The organism is Pseudomonas halotolerans (assembly GCF_039581215.1).
Taxonomy (GTDB): Bacteria; Pseudomonadota; Gammaproteobacteria; order Pseudomonadales; family Pseudomonadaceae; genus Aquipseudomonas; species Aquipseudomonas tehranensis.
On the sequence record NZ_JBCNTJ010000006.1, the window covers coordinates 260722 to 281989 of the forward strand.

Consider the following 21268-nt stretch of genomic DNA (forward strand, 5'->3'; position numbering starts at 1 on the left):
GCAACCTGTGGCGAGGGGATTTATCCCCGCTGGGCTGCGAAGCAGCCCTTAATGTTGATGCCGCGGTGCGCCAGGCAGACTGCTAATCGTTTGGGGGCGCTTCGCCCCCCAACGGGGATAAATCCCCTCGCCACAATAGGTAACCATCATTTTTTGAGACTGGCCTGCACCGCCGCCACGCCATCCTTGCCGTCGAAGCTGGTGACACCTGCCAGCCACCGCTGCAAATCCTCAGGATGCTCGCGCAACCATTGTCGAGCAACTTCCTGAGGCGTCTTGCGCGCCATGATCGGCACCATCAGCTGGCTTTCCTGAGCCGCGGTAAATGTCAGGTTATCCAGCAACCGGCTCACATTCGGGCAGCGCTGGGCGTAGTCCGGCGCGGTCACGGTGGAGACCGTCGCGGCGCCTTCGTTCGGGCCGTAGACGTCTTCGCTGCCTGTCAGGTAAGTGATGTTCATATTGATGTTCATCGGGTGCGGGGTCCAGCCGACGAACACCACGAACTCCTTGCGGTTCACCGCCCGTTGCACCGCGGCCAGCATCCCGGCCTCCCCGGACTCGATCAGCTTGAAGTCCTTGAGGCCAAAGTGATTGGTTTCAATCATGGTCTTGATGGTGGTGTTGGCGCCGCTGCCCGGCTCGATGCCGTAGATTTTCCCGCCGAGCTGATCCTTGAAGCGGGCGATGTCAGCGAAAGTCTTGAGGCCCGCTGCAGCCACGTAGTCCGGCACCGCCAGCGTGGCCTGGGCATCGGCCAGGCTCGGCTGGTCGAGAACCCTCACCTGGTTGGCCGCCAGGAACGGAGCGATGTTGTTGTCCATCGCCGGTTTCCAGTAGCCCAGGAAAATATCGAGGCGCTTGTCACGGATGCCGGCGAAGATGATCTGCTGCACGGCGCTGGTCTGTTTGCTTTCATAACCCAGCCCCGTGAGCAACACATCAGCCATGCCACTGGTGGCGATCACGTCGGTCCAGTTGACCACGCCCATGCGCACGGTCTGGCAGGACGCAGGCTCTGCGGCCATTGCCCCGCTGCTCAAGATGGCGGTACCGCAGAGGATCGACAGACAGCGTTTGAACAGTCTTTTCATCGGGGAGGTCTCGTGCGGCAGCGGATTATTGTAGGCCGGTGTCTTCGTGCACCGTGACCGGAACATTACGCAGCGTCGACGGGGTGAAGGTGACCTGTGGCGACTCGGTTTTGCACGGTGGCGACCGTTCCTCTGCGAGACTCAAGGCAAACACAATCCTGTGGCGAGGGGATTTATCCCCGCTGGACTGCGCAGCAGTCCCAAAACCTGAAGGCACCTTGTAGAGCCGGTGTAGATCATCCATTTGTGGGGCCGCTTCGCGACCCAGCGGGGATAAATCCCCTCGCCACAGAGGAATCGCGCAAGAGTTTATTGTTTGTAGGCCTGCCGCCCCCACGCCAACAAGCCTTCCAGCAACTCCCTGAGCACCACCTGGGTCGGTTCCGCCAGATCCGCACGGTAGTTGAACGGTTCGAACTCTTCCATGTAGGTGCTCTGGCACAGTTCCAGTTGCACCGCGTGGATGTCCTCGGCCGGGTTGCCATAGTGCCGGGTGATGTGTCCGCCCTTGAAGCGCCCGTTGAGGACGTGGGTGAACTCGCCGTGGCGGGCGCAGATGGCTTCGAGCTGGTGGGCCAGCGCCGGGGCACAACTGGCGCCGTTGAAGGTACCGAGGTTGAAGTCCGGTAACTTGCCGTCGAACAGGTGTGGGATCACCGAGCGGATCGAGTGGGCGTCGAACAACAAGGCATAGCCGAATTCGGCCTTGAGCCGCGCCAGTTCCTGTCGCAGGGCCTGGTGGTAAGGCACCCAGATCTGTTGCAGATAAGTCGCCCGCTCCGCGGCGGACGGCTCCAGCCCCTGGCGAAACAACGGTATGCCATCGAACAGGATCGAAGGATACAAACCGGTGGTGGCGCCGACGTACATCGGCTTGTCATCGTCGGGGCGGTTCAGATCGATCACGAACCGTGAATACTCAGCGGCCAGGGTGCTGGCGCCCAGGTCGGCGGCGAACTCGTAAAGCTTAGGAATATGCCAGTCGGTGTCCGGCAGGCTTTGGGCCTCGGGGATCAAACCCGCCTGCACCGCCGGGGTCAGACGCAGGCCGGCGTGGGGCATGCTGATCAATAGCGGCACGCGCCCTTGCTTGAAATTCAGGACCTTCTCCACAACCGTTCTCCTTAATCGATTTCCACGCCGTGACGCACGACGCGTTTTTCCAGATCGCCACCGAGCCAGTACGACAGGTCAGCCGGGCGGTCGATGTGCCAGGCGACAAAATCCGCCACTTTGCCGATCTCCAGCGAACCGTGGGTGTCGGCCATGCCCAGGGCCCTGGCCGCATGAAGGGTCGCCCCAGCCAGGGCCTCTTCAGGGGTCATGCGAAAGCAGGTGCAGGCCATGTTCAACATCAAGCGCAACGACAGCGCTGGCGACGTGCCAGGGTTGAGGTCGCTGGCCACGGCGATCTTCACGCCATGCTTGCGCAGCGCGTCCATGGGCGGCAACTGGGTTTCGCGCAGGAAATAAAACGCCCCCGGCAGCAGCACCGCCACCGTGCCGGATTCGGCCATGGCCCTGGCGTCGTCCTCGGTCATGAATTCCAGATGATCGGCCGACAGCGCCTGATAACGAGCCGCCAGGCTGGAACCGTGCAGCGACGACAATTGTTCGGCGTGCAGCTTCACCGGCAGGCCCAGTTGTTGGGCAGTGATAAACACCCGTTCGACCTGTGCCGGGGAAAATGCCAGGTACTCACAAAAGGCATCCACCGCATCCACCAACCCTTCGGCGGCCAGGGCCGGAAGCATTTCGGTGCAGATGTGCTCGATGTAGTCATCGGCACGGTCAGCGTATTCCGGCGGCAAGGCGTGGGCCGCCAGGCAGGTGCTACGCACGCTGACCGGCAGTTGTTCACCGAGACGACGGATAACCCGCAGGATCTTGCGTTCGCTGGCCAGGTCCAGGCCGTAGCCGGACTTGATTTCCACCGTGGTCACGCCGTCACGCATCAGGCTTTTCAGGCGTTTGGCGGCGCTGGTGAACAGCTCGTCTTCACTGGCGGCGCGGGTAGCGCGCACGGTGCTGGCAATACCGCCGCCGGCCGCTGCAATCTCGGCATAACTGACGCCCTGCAGACGCTGTTCAAATTCACCGCTGCGGTTACCGCCGAACACCGTGTGGGTGTGGCAGTCGATCAGCCCCGGAGTGACCCAGGCGCCGTTGAGATTGTTGACGGCCGGGTAGTCACCGGCCGGTAGCTCGGCGCGCGGGCCGATCCATTGAATGAGCTCGCCGTGGGTGACGATGGCGGCGTCCTCGATGATCGAGTAGACGCCCTGGGCCATGGTGGCGGCGTGGCAGTTTTGCCAGAGGGTTTTCATCCCGGTTTCCTCGAATTACTGAAGATCGAATCGCGAGCAGGCTCGCTCCCACAAGGACTGCGCAGCCCCTGTGGGAGCGGGCTTGCTCGCGAAGACGGCGGCACATTCGACATTGATGCAAACTGACCCACCGCTTTCGCGAGCAAGCCCGCTCCCACAGGTATCGAAGCTGATCAAACATCATCTGTACCTGCTCGCGATGAGGTCCTTACAGGCTCGGCAGCAACTGCGCCGTGACCAGCTCGTTCAGGCAACGACTGGCCAGCAACTCACTGGCCGCATTGATGTCCGGCGCGAAGAACCGGTCTTTTTCATAGAACGGCACTTCTGCGCGCAACAGGCTGCGAGCCTGTTCCAGCTTCGCGGAGGTCTTCAAACCACCGCGCAGATCCAGCCCCTGGCACGCCGCCAACCATTCCACCGCCAAAATCCCCCGGGTGTTCTCGGCCATTTCCCACAGCCGCTTACCGGCGGCGGGGGCCATGGACACATGGTCTTCCTGGTTGGCCGAAGTCGGCAGGCTGTCCACCGAATGGGGATGGGACAACGCCTTGTTCTCACTGGCCAAAGCGGCGGCCGTGACCTGGGCGATCATGAAGCCGGAGTTCACCCCGCCATTGGCCACCAGAAATGGCGGCAGTTGCGACATGTGCTTGTCCATCATCAGCGAAATACGCCGCTCACTCAGGGAACCGATTTCGGCGATCGCCAGGGCCATGTTGTCAGCGGCCATGGCCACCGGTTCGGCGTGGAAGTTGCCACCGGAAATCACGTCGCCCTCGGCGGCGAATACCAGCGGGTTGTCCGACACGGCGTTGGCTTCGATCACCAGCACCTCAGCGGCCTGGCGGAACTGGGTCAGGCAGGCGCCCATCACTTGTGGCTGACAGCGCAGGGAGTACGGGTCCTGGACCTTGTCGCAATTCTGGTGGGACGCGGAGACTTCGCTGCGCTCGCCCAGCAGATCGCGATAAGCGGCGGCGGCATCGATCTGACCTTTCTGGCCGCGCGCGGCGTGAATACGCGCATCGAATGGCGAGCGGGAACCGAGCACGGCTTCCACCGTCAGGCTGCCCAGGGACAGGGCCGCAGCGAACAGATCTTCACCTTCGAACAGACCACGCAAGGCAAACGCGGTGGACACTTGAGTGCCGTTGAGCAGCGCCAAACCTTCTTTCGCCGCCAGCGTCAATGGCGCCAGGCCGGCCACTTTCAGCGCCTCCACAGCCGGCAGCCATTCGCCTTTGTAACGGGCCTTGCCTTCGCCCAGCAGCACCAGGGACATGTGGGCCAGCGGCGCCAGATCGCCGGACGCACCGACCGAACCTTTAAGCGGAATATGCGGATAGACCTCAGCATTGATCAGGGCAATCAGCGCATCGATCACCTGCCTGCGGATACCGGAAAAGCCCCGGCTCAGACTATTGACCTTGAGCACCATCACCAACCGCACCAGCGCATCGCTGATCGGCTCGCCCACGCCGGCGGCATGGGACAGCACCAGGGAGCGTTGCAGGTTTTCCAGGTCTTCACTGGCGATGCGGGTCGAGGCCAGCAGACCAAAACCAGTGTTGATGCCGTAGGCGGTACGGTTCTCGGCCAGGATCTGCTCAACGCAGGCAACGCTGGCCTCGATCTGCGCCGACGCGCTGGCGTCGAGGCTCAGGGTCACGGGTTGCTGATAGATGTCACGCAATTGAGCCAGGCTCAATTGGCCGGGAATCAGGTTTAAGGCAGTCATTTCTTGCTCCTTTTGAGAGTGTTTTTATTCACCCGCCAATCGCTCCGGAATGTTCCGTTATCCGTCACCGTCGCTTTTTGGGCGATGCTTTATGGGCAGTCGGTGCCTTGGCACGTTGGCGGTTTTTTGATCAGTTCAAATTCGGTAAAGCGTCGTGCAGCACGGCTGGATCTTTAAGCAGGGCGGCGGCGCTGGCGATGTCCGGCGCCAGCCAGCGATCCTGATCGTAGGCCGGCACATGCTCGCGCAGCAATTTCCAGGCAACGTCGGTGCCGGCACCGAAGCGTTGCGTCTTGAGGAATTCAAAAGCCTGGGCGGCCAGCAGGTACTCGATGGCAAGGATCTGCGTGCAGTTTTCCAGCGCCCGGTGCAGCTTCAGGGCGGCGTTGGTGCCCATGCTCAGGTGATCTTCCTGCAGGCCCGAGGTGACGAAGTTGTCGAGCACCGCCGGTTGCGCCAGTTGACGATTTTCCGCACACAGCGAGGCCGCGACGTATTGCACGATCATCATCCCCGAGTTCACCCCGGGGTTGGCCACCAGGAACGCCGGCAAGCCGCTGACGTGGGGGTTGATCAAGCGATCGAGACGGCGCTCGGCGATAGAGCCGATTTCGGCCATGGCAATCGCCAGCAGATCCGCCGCCAAGGCCACCGACTGGCCGTGGGGATTGGCCTGGGACATGACCCGGAAGTTTTCCGGCGTGCCCAGCAACAGCGGGTTATCGGTGGTGGCGTTGAGTTCGGTTTCGATCTGTTGCCGGGCATGCGCCAACTGATCCCGAGCGGCGCCGTGAACCTGGGGAATCGAGCGGATGCTCAAGGCATCCTGGGTGCGAATGCCCAGGCTCGACGCGATGACTTCGCTGCCGTCCAGCAACGCTCGCAAGTTGACGCCAACCTGTTGCATGCCGGGGTGCGGCTTGAGGGCGATGATCTGGGCATCGAACGCGGCGATCTGTCCGCGCTGGGCCTCGAAACTCATGGCGCCGATCACGTCGGCCCATTGCAGCAGGCGTGTTGCATCGGCCAAGGCCAGGCAACTGAGGCCGGTCATGCACGGCGTGCCGTTGACCAGGCACAAACCGTCCTTGGCCCCCAGTTGCACCGGTTGCAAGCCTTCGGCAGCCAAGGCCTGTTGCGCCGACACGACTTGCCCGCGATAGCTGACATTGCCAACCCCCAACAACGCGATGCTGATATGGGCCATGTGGGTCAGGTAGCCCACCGAACCCTGGGAGGGCACTTGCGGGGTGATGCCACGATTGAGCAGCGCCAGCAGGGCTTCGACCACCCGGCGATGAATGCCGGACTTGCCCTGGCTGTAGTTGAGGATGGCCGCGCAGACAATCGCCCGGGTCTGTTCATCGGCCAGCGGCGCGCCAACGCCACAGGCATGGCTGAGCAGTGTGTTGCGCGACAATTGGCTGAGCTGTTCGTCCTTGAGCGAGACATTGCACAAGGCACCCAGGCCGGTGTTGACGCCATAGGCGCGCTCGCCGCTTTCGACGATGCGCTGGACGATGGCCTGGGCATTGTCGATCCGCGCCCAGGCCTCGGCCGACAGCTCAAGCTCGGCACCGAAGCGGGCGACGGCGACCACATCCTGCCAACGCAACGGCGCGTCGGCGATAACGATTTTTTCAGCCTGGGACATCTTCAACCTCATGAAAAATTCATCTCAGCATCACACCTGGCTTAAGGCATGGCCCTCGTGGCGAGGGAGCTTGCTCCCGCTTGAGTGCGCAGCGCTCACAAGATTTTTGGGGCGGCTGCGCCACCCAGCGGGAGCAAGCTCCCTCGCCACAACGACGTCCGGCCTTACACCACCGCAGCCCTGCGCTGCACAAACCGGTCGACATACTCATCCGCCGGCGAGTGCAGGATCTCTCGGGGGGTGCCGACCTGGATCAGCTTGCCGTCCTTGAGGATCGCGATGCGGTTGCCGATGCGCACGGCTTCGTCGAGGTCGTGGGTGATGAACACGATGGTCTTGTGCAGGGTCTTTTGCAGCTCCAGCAACTGGTCCTGCATTTCGGCACGGATCAGCGGGTCGAGGGCGCTGAAGGCTTCGTCCATCAGGATGATGTCAGTGTCCGCCGCCAAGGCACGAGCCAGGCCCACGCGCTGGCGCATGCCGCCGGACAGCTGGTGCGGGTACTTGTTCTCGTAGCCCTTGAGGCCCACGGTGTTGATCCAGTGCAGCGCCCGCTCGGCGCACACCTCTTTACTCTCGCCGCGCACTTTCAATCCGTAGGCGACGTTGTCCAGCACGCTCTTGTGGGGCAGCAGGCCGAAGCTCTGGAACACCATGCTGATCTTGTGCCGGCGAAATTCGCGCAGGGCGTCCATGTCCAACTGCAGGATGTCTTCACCGTCCACCAGGATCGCGCCACTGGTAGGGTCGATCAGCCGGTTGAAGTGCCGCACCAAGGTGGACTTGCCGGAACCGGACAGGCCCATGATCACGAAGATCTCGCCAGTGCCAATGCTCAGCGACAGGTCGTTCACGCCCACCACGCAACCGGTTTCGGCCAGCACCTGGTCCTTGGTCTTATGCTGGCGGATCAGCTCCAGGGCTTCCTTGGAACGATTGCCGAAAATCTTGAAGACATTCTTGACTTCGATCTTGCTGATGGCTGCGTTGCTCATTTGCTCACCTCATGCCGAGGACGACCATAGGCCTGGGTAATGCGGTCGATGACCACGGCGAGAATCACGATCGCCAGCCCGGCTTCCAGGCCGCGCCCGACGTTGAGGGTCTGGATGCCCACCAGGACATCTTCACCCAAGCCACGGGCACCGATCATCGAAGCGATGACCACCATCGACAGGGCCATCATGGTGGTCTGGTTGATCCCGGCCATGATGCTAGGCAGGGCCAGGGGCAGTTGCACGCCGAACAGCTGTTGCCAGCGATTGGCGCCGAAGGCATTGATGGCTTCCATCACTTCACCGTCCACCTGGCGAATGCCCAGGTCGGTCAGGCGAATCAGGGGTGGCGCGGCGTAGATCACCGTGGCGAAAATCGCCGGGACCTTGCCCAGGCCAAACAGCATCAATACCGGAATCAGGTACACGAAGCTCGGCATGGTCTGCATGATGTCCAGCAACGGCATCAGCACCGAACGCAGGCGATTGCTGCGAGCCGAGAGGATACCCAGCGGAATGCCGATCAACACCGAAATAAATGTCGCCACCAGCATCAGGGCGAGGGTCTGCATCAGTTTGTCCCACAGGCCCACCGCGCCCACCAGGAACAGCAAGCCGACAATCACCGCCGTGGTCGCAACCTTGCGGGTGGCGTGCCAGGCAATGCCGCCGACGATGGCCAGCATCAGCCACCAGGGCGCCATGCGCAGTAGGCCTTCGAGGTTGACGATGGCCCACAGCAAGGTGTCGGAGATGTGCCGGAACACATCACCGTAGTTGGTCACCAGGGAGTCGACCCAACTGTTGACCCAGTTGGCGATGGAGAAGGTAAAGCTTTCGGGAAACATAAGAGACTCTCGATCAAATGGATGCGGTGAACGTCCCGGCCAGCCCTCGGTTGGCCGGGAAGTACTCGACCTACAGAGCCGCGTCGATTTTCCTGGCAGCGTCTTCGCTGACCCAGGCGTGCCAGACTTCAGGATGTTCCTTCAGGAAGATCTTCGCCAGTTTCGGCGACTCGATCCGCTCTTTGGCCATGCGGCCCAGGTTCTGGTTCAGGATATCGATAGGCAGGTTGACCTTTTCCAGCACTGCCACCAGTTCAGGCGCTTCGTCGTGGAAGGTCTTGGACAGGCCCACCTTGATGGTCACACTTTTGTCCACGCCCGGTTTTTCTTCCAGTTTCACCAGGTCCACCTGGCCCATGAGCGGGGTTGGCGACCAGTAGTAGAACAGGATCGGCTCGCCGCGCTTGTAGCTCGACAGCACCGCCGCATCCAGGGCCGGCCCGGTGCCGGGGCGGAAGTTGGTGTAGGTTTTTTCCAGGCCATAGCTTTTGAGCATTTCGCTGTTGTCCAGCTCACAGGTCCAGCCGGCCGGGCAGTTGTAGAAGCGGCCCTTGGACGGCTCTTCCTGATCCTTGAACACAGCGGCGTATTGGCCCAGGTCAGCGATGTTCTTCAGGCCCGGCGCCTTGGGTTCGAGCTTGCGCTTGGCGTCGCCCTCGATCACATAGCGCGGCACGTACCAGCCTTCGATAGCACCCACCACCGGGGCGCCGACGCCGACGACCTTGCCGGCCTTCTCGGCCTTGTTCCAGACTTCACTGCGACCGACCCATTCTTCGGCGAACACCTGAATATCGTTGCTGCTCAAGGCGTTCTCCATGGTGATGGAGTTGCCTGGCAGACTGTCGGTCTTGCAGCCGTAGCCTTTTTCCAGCACCACTTGCATGACGTCGGTCAGCAACATGCCGCTTTCCCAGTTCAGGCCGGCGAATTTCACCGGCTTGCCCGACTCGCACCAACCCGCCGCTTGTGTGACGCCGGCACTGGCCAGCAAGCCCATGCAAAGCAATGTGGTCAGCAGGGTCTTGTTCGATTTCATTATGTGACGCTCCTAATCAGTGAATTGGCTTACGGCAGTCAAGAGGCATCCAGCCCTGTCAACATCCCATCAGGCCGCTTGGATGCGACCCGCCCTGCTCGGTTGTGCGTCAACCGCGTCCTGCTCGATCGGCAGGATCAATTGATCGGGTACTGCGCTGTGCCACTTCCTGGCGGCGACGTAATACAGCCCCGCCGGGACCACCAGGCCGATGATCCAGGAAATATCCACACCACCCATGGCTTCCACCAGCGGACCGGTATAGAACTTGGTGGCGATGAACGGCAGTTGAACCAGTACACCGAAGACATAGACGCTGATACCAAGGGCATTCCAACGACCGTAGCGACCGTTCGGGTCGGCCAGCGCCGGCACGTCATAGCGCTCGCGAGTGATGCAGTAGTAGTCCACCAGATTGATCGCGCTCCAAGGCGTAAAGAACGCCAGCAAGAACAGGATGAACGACTTGAACGCACCGAGGAACGAGTGCTGACCGAGCAGCGCGATCAGGGTCGCCGCGCCGACAATGACCAGCACGAAACCCAGACGCTGCAAGCGCGTGACGTTCAGGTGACCACGAAAACCGCTGATGATGGTCGCAATGCACATGAAGCTGCCGTAGGAGTTCAGCGTAGAGATAGTGACCTTGCCGAACGCGATGCTGAAGTACAGGAGCGCAGCGGTGGCACCGGTACCCCCCAGGCCAACGATGTAGGCCACTTCGTGACCCGCGAACTGCCCATTGGCCGAGGCAGCGGCAAACACGCCGAGGATCATCGCCACCTGCGCGCCGATGACTGAACCTGCGCCTGCGGCAAAAAAGGTTTTCACCGAGGAAGTCTTGCTCGGCAGGTAACGCGAATAGTCCGCTACGTAGGGGCCGAAGGCGATCTGCCAGGAAGCCGCGAGCGACACCGCAAGCAGGAAACTGCTCCAGCTGAAATGGCGGATTTGCAGGAGTGCGCCAACGTCCGTCTGGCTCATCAGGCGAGCGAACAGGTAAACAAAGGCGATCACACCAATGACGCTGGCAACACGGCCAATGAAGTGAATCACCCGATAGCCGAGCACCGTGACCAGCACGATGGCACTGGCGAAAATAAGAATGCCGACGCTGTCGCTGACGCCAAACAACTGGCCCAGCGCCTGGCCGGAAAGCACGGTTCCCGTTGCGGTGAAACCCAGGTACATCAGGCACACCAGCACGATCGGGATGGCCGCGCCGTACACACCAAACTGCACCCGGCTGGAGATCATCTGCGGCAGGCCAAGCTTGGGCCCTTGCGCGGCATGCAACGCCATGACACCACCGCCGAGCAGTTGGCCGATCAGCAAACCGATCAACGACCAGAACACATCACCGCCCAGCACCACCGCCAATGCGCCGGTGACAATGGCAGTGATTTGCAGGTTGGCACCCATCCAGAGGGTGAACTGGCTCAACAATCGGCCGTGTCTCTCCGCTTCCGGGATGTAGTCGATCGAGCGTTTCTCGATCAACGGCTTGCTACTTGCGCGTGTGCGGGTGACGGCCATGGTTCAACCTCTGTGGATTGTTCTGGAATTCAATTGCGCCGCAGCTTCCCTGTGGGAGCGGGCTTGCTCGCGAAAGCGGTGTGTCATTCAACACATGTGTTGGATATAAAGCCGCCTTCGCGAGCAAGCCCGCTCCCACAGGGGAATTTGCGTTACTTGCCAGTGATCATCGGTAGGTTCAGCCCCTGCTCTTTCGCGCAATCGATGGCGATCTGGTAACCCGCATCGGCATGACGCATCACGCCGGTGCCCGGATCGTTGTGCAGCACACGGGCAATGCGCTCGGCCGCTTCGTCGGTGCCGTCGCAGACAATCACCATGCCCGAATGCTGGGAGAAGCCCATGCCGACGCCGCCGCCATGATGCAGTGAAACCCAGGTCGCGCCGCTGGCGGTGTTGAGCAAGGCGTTGAGCAACGGCCAATCGGACACGGCATCGGAGCCATCCTGCATGGCTTCGGTTTCGCGGTTGGGGCTGGCCACGGAACCGGAGTCCAGGTGGTCGCGGCCGATCACGATAGGCGCCGACAATTCGCCGCTGCGCACCATTTCGTTGAACGCCAGGCCCAGCTTGGCACGCTGGCCCAGGCCGACCCAGCAGATACGCGCCGGTAGCCCCTGGAAGCTGATGCGCTCGCGGGCCATGTCCAGCCAGTTGTGAAGGTGGGCGTCGTCGGGGATCAGTTCCTTGACCTTGGCGTCAGTCTTGTAGATGTCCTGCGGGTCACCCGACAGCGCCGCCCAGCGGAACGGGCCGATGCCACGGCAGAACAGCGGACGGATATACGCCGGCACGAACCCTGGGAAATCGAAGGCATTTTCGACACCCTCTTCCTGGGCCATCTGGCGGATGTTGTTACCGTAGTCGAAGGTCGGCACGCCCATTTTCTGGAAGGCCAGCATGGCTTTGACATGGACAGCCATCGATTGCTTGGCTGCTTTGACCACGGCAGCCGGTTCAGTCTTGGCGCGGGCGCGGTATTCGTCCCAGGTCCAGCCGGCCGGCAGGTAACCATTGAGCGGGTCGTGGGCGCTGGTCTGGTCGGTGACCATGTCCGGGCGCACACCACGCCGGACCATTTCCGGCAGGATTTCGGCGGCGTTGCCACACAGCGCAATGGAGATCGCCTTGCCTTCTGCGGTGTATTTCTCGATACGGGCCAGAGCGTCGTCCAGATCAGTGGCCTGTTCGTCGACATAACGAGTCTTGAGGCGGAAATCGATGCTCACCTGCTGGCATTCGATGTTCAGCGAGCAAGCACCGGCCAGGGTCGCGGCCAACGGCTGCGCACCGCCCATGCCGCCCAGGCCGGCCGTGAGGACCCAGCGCCCCTTGAGGTTGGCGTTGTAATGCTGGCGACCAGCCTCGACGAAGGTCTCGTAGGTGCCTTGAACGATGCCCTGGCTGCCGATGTAGATCCAGCTGCCGGCGGTCATCTGGCCGTACATGGCCAGGCCCTTGGCATCCAGTTCATTGAAGTGTTCCCAACTGGCCCAGTGCGGCACCAGGTTGGAGTTGGCAATCAACACGCGAGGAGCGTTGCTGTGGGTCTTGAACACGCCCACCGGCTTGCCGGATTGCACCAGCAGGGTTTCGTCGTCGTTCAGGTTGGTCAGGCTTTCGACGATCTTGTCGTAGCACTCCCAATTGCGCGCCGCGCGGCCGATGCCACCGTAGACCACCAGTTCCTTGGGGTTCTCGGCCACTTCCGGGTCGAGGTTGTTCATCAGCATGCGCAGCGGCGCTTCAGTCAGCCAGCTCTTGGCGGTCAGCGTGTTACCGCGAGGGGCGCGGATTTCAACGTCACGGTATTTTTCGGGTTTGCGGGTAGCGTCGGTCACAGCAAAAACTCCTCAGCGATCAATCCAGACCAGCCCAGGCAATGGGCGCGATTTCCAGGCACGTTACGTTGAGCATGGGGGACTCATACGCATACGTCTTTACTTGTATGTACAAGCATATGCAATCGAGCGGCCAACTTATTGAGGCTATATTTCAGAAGGACGTTTGGAATGGCTGAAAGCCCCGTTTTGAGCGGTTTTCGAGCCAGATGAAATTTCTGAAGGGGGATTCTGGAAGGAGTCAGGCAGGTCATGAAAGCGTGGTTCTGCGCCACACTGGGGCGTTTGGTAACAAGTTGGTGCGCGAAGAGGGAACAGCGAGGGCGAGGCTTTTTGTGGCGAGGGAGCTTGCTCCCACTGGGCCGCGACGGCCCCCAAGAAGCGACGGGCGCTACGCACTCGAGCGGGAGCAAGCGCCCTCGCCACAAGAGTGTGTTAGCCGGAAATCAATGGGCAGTCAGCTCAATCACGCAGCATTGGCCGTGGGTGGAGATGTCCAGCAGCTCGGTGTTACCGCTCAGTTGCAAGCAGTCGTAGAGGCCCAGGCCAACGGCGGACTCACCGATCTTGATCGCCAACCCCGGGGCCGCGCTGAACACCAGCACTGTCCCCGCCTCGCTGAAAAACCGCTGCTGGCCCCCCATCCATTGCACCCGTGCGCGGTAACGCTGCGGCGCATAGATCAGGTTGAAGTCGCGAATCGGTCCGCCGAGCAACGTGCAATGCACATGGCTTTCGCCGTTGAACGCAAAGGGGTCCAACGGATGCAGCGGCCGCGTGACCTGGCCATCGACGCTCAGGCTCATGCCGTCACCTTGCAAGACGCTGATGACGCGTTCGTAACCGGCGAACGTGGAAAAACCGCCCGACTCAGCAATATCGGCAATCGACAGACGCCAGCCGAAACCGTCCAGGCCGGTGCCAGCGTCTCGGGTAATTTCTTCGGTGCTGCCACCGCCGTTTTTCCACGGCATACGTGGGTAATCCGCGGCGCGTAAAACCTTCAAGTCACTCATTTATGAAACCGACCTTCCAGACGATGACGGGAACCGGGGTGAATCAGGCGCGCGGCGGTTACCGGCTGACGCCCCGACCAAGTGCGGCGGCGAATCAACAGGCACGGCTCGCCCCGCTCGATCTGCAGCAGCTTGCACTCGCTCGCTTCAGCGAGAATCGCTTCAACCACGTGCTCGCCTTCGGTCAGCGGCGCCACCTGGTTGAGGTAGGCGTAGGGCGTTTGCAGGGTGAAATCCTGCTTGAGGTAGTCCGGGGCCACCAGGGCATTGACGAAACGGTCCTCGATTTGCACGGGGATGTCGTTTTCGAAATGCACGATCAGCGAGTGGAACACCTTCTGACCTTCGCGCATGTCCAAGGCCAGGGCGCGCTCGGAACCGGCGGCCTCTTCTTCCAGGGTGATGACTTTGCACGTATGGCGATGGCCCCGGGAGGCGATCTCGTCGGCAATGTTATGCACTTCGAACAATGCTGACTGGCTCTTGGGCTCAGCCACGAAGGTGCCGACGCCTTGCATGCGCACCAACAAGCCGTCGGCGGTCATCTCACGCAGGGCACGGTTGATGGTCATGCGGCTGAAACCCAATTGGCTGACCAGTTCGCTTTCCGACGGCACGCGGTAATGCGGCGGCCAGTTTCCACTGTCGATCTGCTGGGTGATCATCTGTTTCACGCGGGCGTACAAGGGCGCCGGACTGTCACCCATGTTTGCGGCCAGCGGCGGTTTGGCAGGCGGAGTCGGCACGGCGGTTCCTTGTTCTGCAAAAGAAGGGTGCTAGCTTGCCGGAGTTTACCGGGCAGGCAAACGTCTGTATATGTATATACAAATTACGCACGATGAGGTTGAACCATGTCCGCCTTCTTTGCCGAACGCGCACTGCTGCCTAGTGGATGGGCCCATGATGTACGTTTTGACGTCGACGCCAGCGGCGTCTTGACTCATATCCAGGCCGACTCCCAGGCAGACGGCGCCGAACGGCTGGGCGGGCCCCTGTTGCCCGGCATGCCGAACCTGCACTCTCACGCCTTCCAGCGGGCCATGGCCGGGCTGGCGGAAGTGGCGGGCAACCCCAACGACAGTTTCTGGACCTGGCGTGACCTGATGTACCGCCTCGTCGGAAAAATCAGCCCCGATCAGCTCGGCATCATCGCCCGACAGCTGTACATCGAAATGCTCAAGGCCGGTTACACCTCGGTCGCCGAATTTCATTATGTACACCACGACACCGACGGCACGCCTTACGCCGACCCGGCGGAACTGGCCCTGCGCATCAGCCAGGCCGCCAGCGCCGCCGGCATCGGCCTGACCCTGCTGCCGGTGCTCTACAGCCATTCCGGTTTCGGCGGCCAGGCCCCCAATGACGGGCAACGTCGATTCATCAACAGCAGCGAAAACTACTTGAAACTTCAGGCACGCTTGCGGCCGATCCTGGCCGGGCAACCGACCCAAGCGCTGGGTTTGTGTTTCCACTCCCTGCGCGCCGTGACGCCCGGGCAAATCCAGGAAGTGCTGGCCGCCAGCGACCGCCATTGCCCGGTGCACATCCACATTGCCGAACAGCAAAAAGAAGTCGACGACTGCCTGAGCTGGAGCGGTGCCCGCCCCCTGCAATGGCTGTACGAAAACGCCGAGGTCGATCAGCGCTGGTGTCTGGTCCACGCCACCCACGCCAATGCTCACGAAGTCAGCCTCATGGCCAGGAGCCAGGCGATTGCCGGCCTGTGCCTGACCACCGAAGCCAACCTGGGCGACGGGATTTTCCCGGCCGTAGAGTTCCTCGCTCAGGGCGGACGTCTTGGGATCGGTTCCGACAGCCATGTGTCGTTGAGCGTGGTGGAAGAGCTGCGTTGGCTGGAATACGGCCAGCGCCTGCGAGACCAGCGGCGCAACCGCTTGTATCGGGCGGATCAACCGATGGTCGGGCGCACCTTGTTCGATGCTGCGCTGCAAGGTGGAGCCCAGGCGTTGGGACAACCGGTCGGCGCCCTCGAAGTTGGCAAGCGCGCCGACTGGCTGGTGCTCGATGGCAACGATCCTTACCTGGCCACCGCCGACGGCGATGGGATTCTCAATCGCTGGCTGTTTGCCGGCGGGGATCGTCAGGTGCGGGATGTGATGGTCGGCGGACAGTGGGTTGTGCGGGACGGGCATCACGCCGGGGAAGAAGAAAGCGCCCAGGCGTTTACCCAGGTATTGCGCGAACTGTTGGGTTGACCACAAAAACCTGTGGGAGCGAGCCTGCTCGCGATGGCGGTCTATCAGTCAACAATTGTGTTGAATGTGACGACCTCATCGCGAGCAGGCTCGCTCCCACATTTGATCCCGGTGACTATCAATCCGAAGTCTTGGCCATCTGCCGATCCGACGCACGCCAGATCAACCGTGTTGTGTCGTAGCCCTGCTGACGCGCCTTGCTCAGCAGTTCTTCGCGCACCACACCATTGACCGTCGGGGTTCGGGACAGCAACCACATGTAACGGCGGCTCGGGTCACCGACGATGGCGGTCTTGTAATCATCGCTGACATACAGGACCCAGTATTGCCCCTTCGCCACACCCGGCACGATCCGCGAAAACCAGTTATCAAACTCGACCCAGAGCTTGTCGGTCTTGCCCGGCACTTGAGGCGTTGCGGTGCCCCTGGCTTCTTCCCACTGCCAGTGCGAGGTCAGGCAGCGGTTGAACACATCCACATTGCCGTCAGGCTTAAGTGTGTAGTGGGCTTCGGATTGCGCGCAGTTGCGCTGGAAGTACATCGGTAGACGGGCCAACTCGTACCAGGTCCCTTGGTAACGCTTGAGGTCGACACTGTTGACAGTCTTTGGCGCCAACGGGTCTTCGCCAGAAGTGGCACAGCCAGCCAATACCAGGCCAGCAAAAAGCACTAACAATAACCGCATCATTATTTTTCTCCCGCGGGCCGGTGGCCCCGGTTTACTTCAGGCCTTGGCCGGAAAACATTAACACTTTGTCACCGGCGTATTGCACGCTGATAAAGCTCTTCTGATCGCCCCAGGTGCAACTGGACATGCCGAGCGCGCCCGAACAATCGGTCGGTTTCCCCAGCAACGTTTCAACTTCGGCCTTGGGCATGCCGGCCGACAGTTTCGAATAGTTTTCCTGGTTGACCTTGCTGCATGCCGTCAACAAGACGCACAAGGACAACAGGGCGATAGATCGCAGCGACATGGTGTAACTCCTGGAACGGAAGGGGGTGGCAGGGTGCCAACCAGAACCTTAGAAGAGAAAACCCCTATCTGGTTCCCCGACAGACCCAGTATTTGTTGGGCGTTGGGCCGGTGTTTCATGGGTGAATCACCCCGTTTGTGACGCCGTCGTGCTATTCGTCGGGATTAGCCTGCGCACGCCTGTTTCAAAGCGTTCTGGAGCCGATAAAAAGAGCAGCGCAATGCCAGGCGTTATGGCAAATTGGCGCCCCCTCCTGACCAGCTCCTCTGCGGTAGCGTTCTTAATGACCAGAAACATGAAATTCAGCCACAAAATCCTGCTGGCTGCCGCGCTCGTGGTAGCCGTTGCATTTGCCTGCTTCATCCTGTTCAACGACTACCGTCAACGCCAGGGCCTGCATGCCAGCACCGAGACCTCCATGCAGGAGCTCGGCAATCTGACCAGCCGCAACATTCAGACCTGGGTCGAAGGCCGCACCCAATTACTGCAATCGCTGGCCCAGCAGATTGCCGTGGACGGCAGCAGTGCCGATAGCCTCAAGCGCGCCGTGGGTCTACCGGCCTACACCGGCAACTTCCAGCTCAGCTATTTCGGCGGCACCGACGGCGTGATGTTCTCGGTACCGGCCGGCAATCGTGCGGCCGACTACGATCCCCGCGCCCGCGGCTGGTACAAGGCGGCCAACAGCGCTCAACAAACCATCGTCACCGAACCCTACATCGCCGCCTCGTCGGGCAAACTGGTGATAACCGTCGCCACCCCGGTACAGCATCAGAACCAGATGATCGGCGTGGCCGGTGCGGACATCGACCTGTCGAGCGTCAGCACCATCATTAACTCGTTGAACTTCGGCGGCCACGGCCATGCCTTCATCGTCAGCGCCGATGGCAAAATCCTGATCCACCCCGACAGCCAGCGTGTGCTCAAGACCCTGGCCGAGGCCTACCCTGACGGCGCCCTGCAAATCAGCCCAGGCATGAAGGAAGTCGAACTCGACGGCAAGACCCAATACCTCTCCTTCACGCGGGTCAACGGCGTACCGGGGGCCGACTGGTACGTGGCGCTGGTGCTCGACAAGGACACTGCCCTGGCGATGCTCAGCGAATTCCGTACGTCTGCGCTGATCGCCATGGTGATTGCCGTGGTGTTCATCATCGCCCTGCTGGGCATGCTGATCCGCGTGCTGATGCAACCGCTGCTGACCATGGGCCGCGCCATGCATGACATCGCCGAAGGCGAAGGCGACTTGACTCGCCGCCTGACCATCCATGGCCAGGACGAATTCGGTGCCCTGGGCACGTCGTTCAACCGTTTCGTGGAGCGCATTCACACGTCCATTCGCGAAGTGGCCTCGGCCACCGGGCTGGTCAACGAAGTCGCGCTGCGCGTGGTCAGCGCGTCCAACTCATCGATGGTCAACTCCGATCAACAGGCTTCGCGCACCAGCAGTGTCGCCGCGGCGATCAACCAGCTCGGTGCCGCCGCCCAGGAAATCGCCCAGAACGCCGCCCTCGCCTCGCAACATTCCAGCGATGCCCGCAGCCTGGCCGAAGACGGCCAACAAGTGGTGGATAAAACCATCACCGCCATGCAGCAGTTGTCGGCCAAGATCAGCGATTCGTGCGGCAACATCGAAATCCTGAACAGCAACACGGTGAACATCGGCCAGATCCTTGAGGTGATCACCAGCATTTCCCAGCAGACCAACCTGCTCGCCCTGAACGCCGCCATCGAAGCCGCCCGGGCCGGTGAAGCCGGTCGCGGCTTCGCGGTGGTGGCCGATGAAGTGCGCAACCTGGCTCATCGCACCCAGGATTCGGCGCAGCAAGTGCAGAAGATGATCGAAGAACTGCAAGTCGGCGCCCGGGAAGCGGTACTGACCATGACCGACAGCCAGCGCCAAAGCGAAAGCAGCGTTGGCATCGCCAACCAGGCCGGTGAACGCCTGGGCAGCGTGACCCAGCGTATCGGTGAAATCGACGGCATGAACCAGTCCGTGGCCACTGCCACCGAAGAACAGACCGCCGTGGTGGAATCGATCAACGTCGACATCACCGAAATCAACACGCTGAACCAGGAAGGCGTGGAAAACCTGCAAGCCACCTTGCGCGCCTGTGCCGACCTTGAACAGCAGGCGGCGCGGTTGAAGCAGTTGGTGGGTAGTTTTCGGATCTAGTGCTATCAAGGCCCAATCGCGAGCAGGCTCGCTCCCACAGTTAATCGCGTTTCTCTGACGGAACTCGGTCAACTGTGGGAGCGAGCCTGCTCGCGATAGCGGCGTCAGCTACATCGAAAGGATCAGAACCTGGACCCAGGCCTGTTCAAAAACTCCATTTCCTCAGCCGTGGACTCGCGCCCCAACACCGCATTGCGATGGGGGAAGCGTCCAAACCGCGCAATGACCTTCTGGTGCCGTTCGGCATAATCCAGGTTGTCTTCAAACACTGCCCGATCCGCCTCCGGTTGCTCTCGGACCAGGTCGATGAAGCGCGACACGGCCTCGTTCTGCACCGCCAGGTTTTCGCAATGTTCGAGCACCAGGTAGATGAACACCCGCTGGATCGGTTCGAGTTGCCGGTCGAAGCCCGCCGCCATGCCTTGGGCCACCAACGCTTGGGCACGCAGGTCACCAGAAAAAGCCTTGGGGGTGTCGCGAAAGATCATCCGCGGCAGCTGATCGAGTAGCAGCACCAGGGCCAGCCAGCCTTCGGGGCGTTGCGCCCAGTCGGTCAATTCGCCGGCCAGTGCCTGCTCGACCTGATCGCCAAAGCGCTCGTGCGCTTGGCGATCATGGCGTTTGCCGAACCACAGTTTGCCCTTGTCAGCGGCTATTTCGTCCGGCGACTTGGCTGAGCCAAACCACCAATCGAGCAACGGCTGCCAGGGCTGGGCCATGCTTTATTCCTTGTGGTAGGCCGTGGCGCGGGCGACTTCTTCCTTCGAGCCCAGGAACACCGCCACACGCTGGTGCAGGCCTTCAGGCTGAATGTCGAGAATGCGCTGGTGACCGTCGGTGGAAGCGCCACCGGCCTGCTCCACCAGGAACGACATCGGATTGGCCTCGTACATCAGGCGCAGTTTGCCCGGCTTGGACGGCTCGCGGCTGTCGCGTGGGTACATGAACAGACCGCCACGGGTCAGGATGCGGTGCACGTCCGCCACCATCGCGGCGACCCAACGCATGTTGTAGTTCTTTTTCAGCGGGCCTTCTTCGCCGGCCAGCAATTCGTTGACGTAGCGCTGTACCGGGGCTTCCCAGTGCCGCTGGTTGGACATGTTGATGGCAAATTCCTGGGTGGTTTCAGGAATGGTGATGTCTTCGTGGGTCAGTACGAAGCTGCCCATCTCGCGGTCCAGGGTGAAGCCTTTGACGCCGTCACCCAGGGTCAGCACCAGCATGGTCTGCGGGCCGTAGATGGCATAACCGGCGGCTACCTGCTCGGTGCCTGGCTGCAGGAAAGCCTTTTCGTTCAAGGCTTCGTTCTGGCTCAGGTATTCGTTCGGGCAACGCAGCACCGAGAAGATAGTACCGACCGGCGCGTTGATATCGATGTTCGACGAACCGTCCAGTGGGTCGAACACCAACAGATAGGCACCCTTGGGGTATTTGCCCGGGATCTGGTAGGCATTGTCCATTTCCTCGGACGCCATGCCGGCCAGGTGACCACCCCATTCGTTGGCTTCGAGCAGGATTTCGTTGGACAGTACGTCGAGCTTCTTCTGCACTTCGCCCTGCACGTTTTCGGTGCCCATGCTGCCCAGGACACCACCCAGCGCGCCTTTGGATACGGCATGGCTGATCTCCTTGCACGCACGCGCCACCACTTCGATCAAAAAGCGCAGATCGGCAGGGGTGTTGTTGCTGCGGGTCTGCTCAATCAAATAGCGACTCAAGGTAACGCGGGACATGGACGGCTCCGAAGAATAGGGGGCGGAAAAACCAGCGCAGTTTAGCGCGAGTCGGGACTTAATTCCTCCTATGAGACG

The 21268-nt window shown here is 61.3% G+C and carries 18 protein-coding genes; 2 read left to right on the plus strand and 16 right to left on the minus strand.

Annotated features, from left to right (window positions below; genetic code table 11):
- Positions 1 to 146 precede the first annotated feature (146 nt).
- The 12 genes from AAIS01_RS11235 to hutC form a co-directional block, all read right to left on the minus strand.
- A complete protein-coding gene (locus AAIS01_RS11235; protein WP_343469021.1) occupies positions 147 to 1094 on the minus strand; it encodes a choline ABC transporter substrate-binding protein in 948 nt (315 codons plus the stop codon).
- Between the two features lie 309 nt (positions 1095 to 1403).
- Positions 1404 to 2207, minus strand: a complete 804-nt coding sequence (hutG, locus tag AAIS01_RS11240) for an N-formylglutamate deformylase (protein WP_343469022.1) — start codon at positions 2205 to 2207, stop codon at positions 1404 to 1406.
- An 11-nt stretch (positions 2208 to 2218) separates the two neighbouring features.
- On the minus strand, positions 2219 to 3421 hold the full coding sequence (gene hutI / locus AAIS01_RS11245) for an imidazolonepropionase (RefSeq protein ID WP_343469023.1): 1203 nt from the start codon (positions 3419 to 3421) through the stop codon (positions 2219 to 2221).
- Between the two features lie 208 nt (positions 3422 to 3629).
- Positions 3630 to 5162, minus strand: a complete 1533-nt coding sequence (gene hutH / locus AAIS01_RS11250; RefSeq protein WP_343469024.1) for a histidine ammonia-lyase — start codon at positions 5160 to 5162, stop codon at positions 3630 to 3632.
- Between the two features lie 130 nt (positions 5163 to 5292).
- Positions 5293 to 6816: a histidine ammonia-lyase gene (hutH, locus tag AAIS01_RS11255; RefSeq protein ID WP_343469025.1), complete on the minus strand. Its 1524-nt coding sequence runs from the start codon at positions 6814 to 6816 to the stop codon at positions 5293 to 5295.
- A gap of 164 nt (positions 6817 to 6980) precedes the next feature.
- A complete protein-coding gene (locus AAIS01_RS11260; protein ID WP_343469026.1) occupies positions 6981 to 7811 on the minus strand; it encodes a quaternary amine ABC transporter ATP-binding protein in 831 nt (276 codons plus the stop codon).
- Positions 7808 to 8659, minus strand: a complete 852-nt coding sequence (locus tag AAIS01_RS11265; RefSeq protein ID WP_214912567.1) for an ABC transporter permease — start codon at positions 8657 to 8659, stop codon at positions 7808 to 7810. The genes AAIS01_RS11260 and AAIS01_RS11265 overlap by 4 nt, the downstream gene beginning before the upstream one ends.
- 70 nt (positions 8660 to 8729) lie before the next feature.
- Entirely contained in the window at positions 8730 to 9698 is a 969-nt protein-coding gene (locus AAIS01_RS11270; protein ID WP_343469027.1) for an ABC transporter substrate-binding protein, read from the minus strand.
- 69 nt (positions 9699 to 9767) lie between these two features.
- Positions 9768 to 11234, minus strand: a complete 1467-nt coding sequence (locus tag AAIS01_RS11275; protein ID WP_092455837.1) for a purine-cytosine permease family protein — start codon at positions 11232 to 11234, stop codon at positions 9768 to 9770.
- A gap of 152 nt (positions 11235 to 11386) precedes the next feature.
- On the minus strand, positions 11387 to 13075 hold the full coding sequence (gene hutU / locus AAIS01_RS11280; RefSeq protein WP_343469028.1) for a urocanate hydratase: 1689 nt from the start codon (positions 13073 to 13075) through the stop codon (positions 11387 to 11389).
- Between the two features lie 446 nt (positions 13076 to 13521).
- The gene (locus AAIS01_RS11285; protein WP_343469029.1) at positions 13522 to 14091 is read right to left on the minus strand and encodes a HutD/Ves family protein; all 570 of its coding nucleotides are present in this window, start codon (positions 14089 to 14091) and stop codon (positions 13522 to 13524) included.
- Complete coding sequence (gene hutC, locus AAIS01_RS11290) at positions 14088 to 14798, minus strand: histidine utilization transcriptional repressor HutC (RefSeq protein WP_171061303.1); 711 nt, start codon at positions 14796 to 14798, stop codon at positions 14088 to 14090. The genes AAIS01_RS11285 and hutC overlap by 4 nt, the downstream gene beginning before the upstream one ends.
- Positions 14799 to 14942: 144 nt before the next feature.
- On the opposite strand from hutC, the gene AAIS01_RS11295 reads away from it, so the two are divergent.
- Positions 14943 to 16307, plus strand: a complete 1365-nt coding sequence (locus AAIS01_RS11295) for a formimidoylglutamate deiminase (RefSeq protein WP_343469030.1) — start codon at positions 14943 to 14945, stop codon at positions 16305 to 16307.
- Between the two features lie 118 nt (positions 16308 to 16425).
- On the opposite strand, the gene AAIS01_RS11300 is transcribed toward AAIS01_RS11295, so the two are convergent.
- Entirely contained in the window at positions 16426 to 16995 is a 570-nt protein-coding gene (locus tag AAIS01_RS11300) for a lipocalin family protein (RefSeq protein WP_343469031.1), read from the minus strand.
- 31 nt (positions 16996 to 17026) lie between these two features.
- Entirely contained in the window at positions 17027 to 17281 is a 255-nt protein-coding gene (locus tag AAIS01_RS11305; protein WP_025211369.1) for a hypothetical protein, read from the minus strand.
- A 283-nt stretch (positions 17282 to 17564) separates the two neighbouring features.
- Between AAIS01_RS11305 and AAIS01_RS11310 the strand changes: the two genes are divergently transcribed.
- On the plus strand, positions 17565 to 19457 hold the full coding sequence (locus AAIS01_RS11310; protein ID WP_343469032.1) for a methyl-accepting chemotaxis protein: 1893 nt from the start codon (positions 17565 to 17567) through the stop codon (positions 19455 to 19457).
- A gap of 122 nt (positions 19458 to 19579) precedes the next feature.
- On the opposite strand, the gene AAIS01_RS11315 is transcribed toward AAIS01_RS11310, so the two are convergent.
- Positions 19580 to 20176, minus strand: a complete 597-nt coding sequence (locus AAIS01_RS11315; protein WP_343469033.1) for a DUF924 family protein — start codon at positions 20174 to 20176, stop codon at positions 19580 to 19582.
- Between the two features lie 3 nt (positions 20177 to 20179).
- Positions 20180 to 21190 carry a class 1 fructose-bisphosphatase gene (locus tag AAIS01_RS11320; protein WP_025211364.1) on the minus strand — a complete coding sequence of 337 codons (1011 nt, stop codon included), beginning with the start codon at positions 21188 to 21190 and terminating at the stop codon, positions 20180 to 20182.
- Positions 21191 to 21268: the final 78 nt, after the last annotated feature.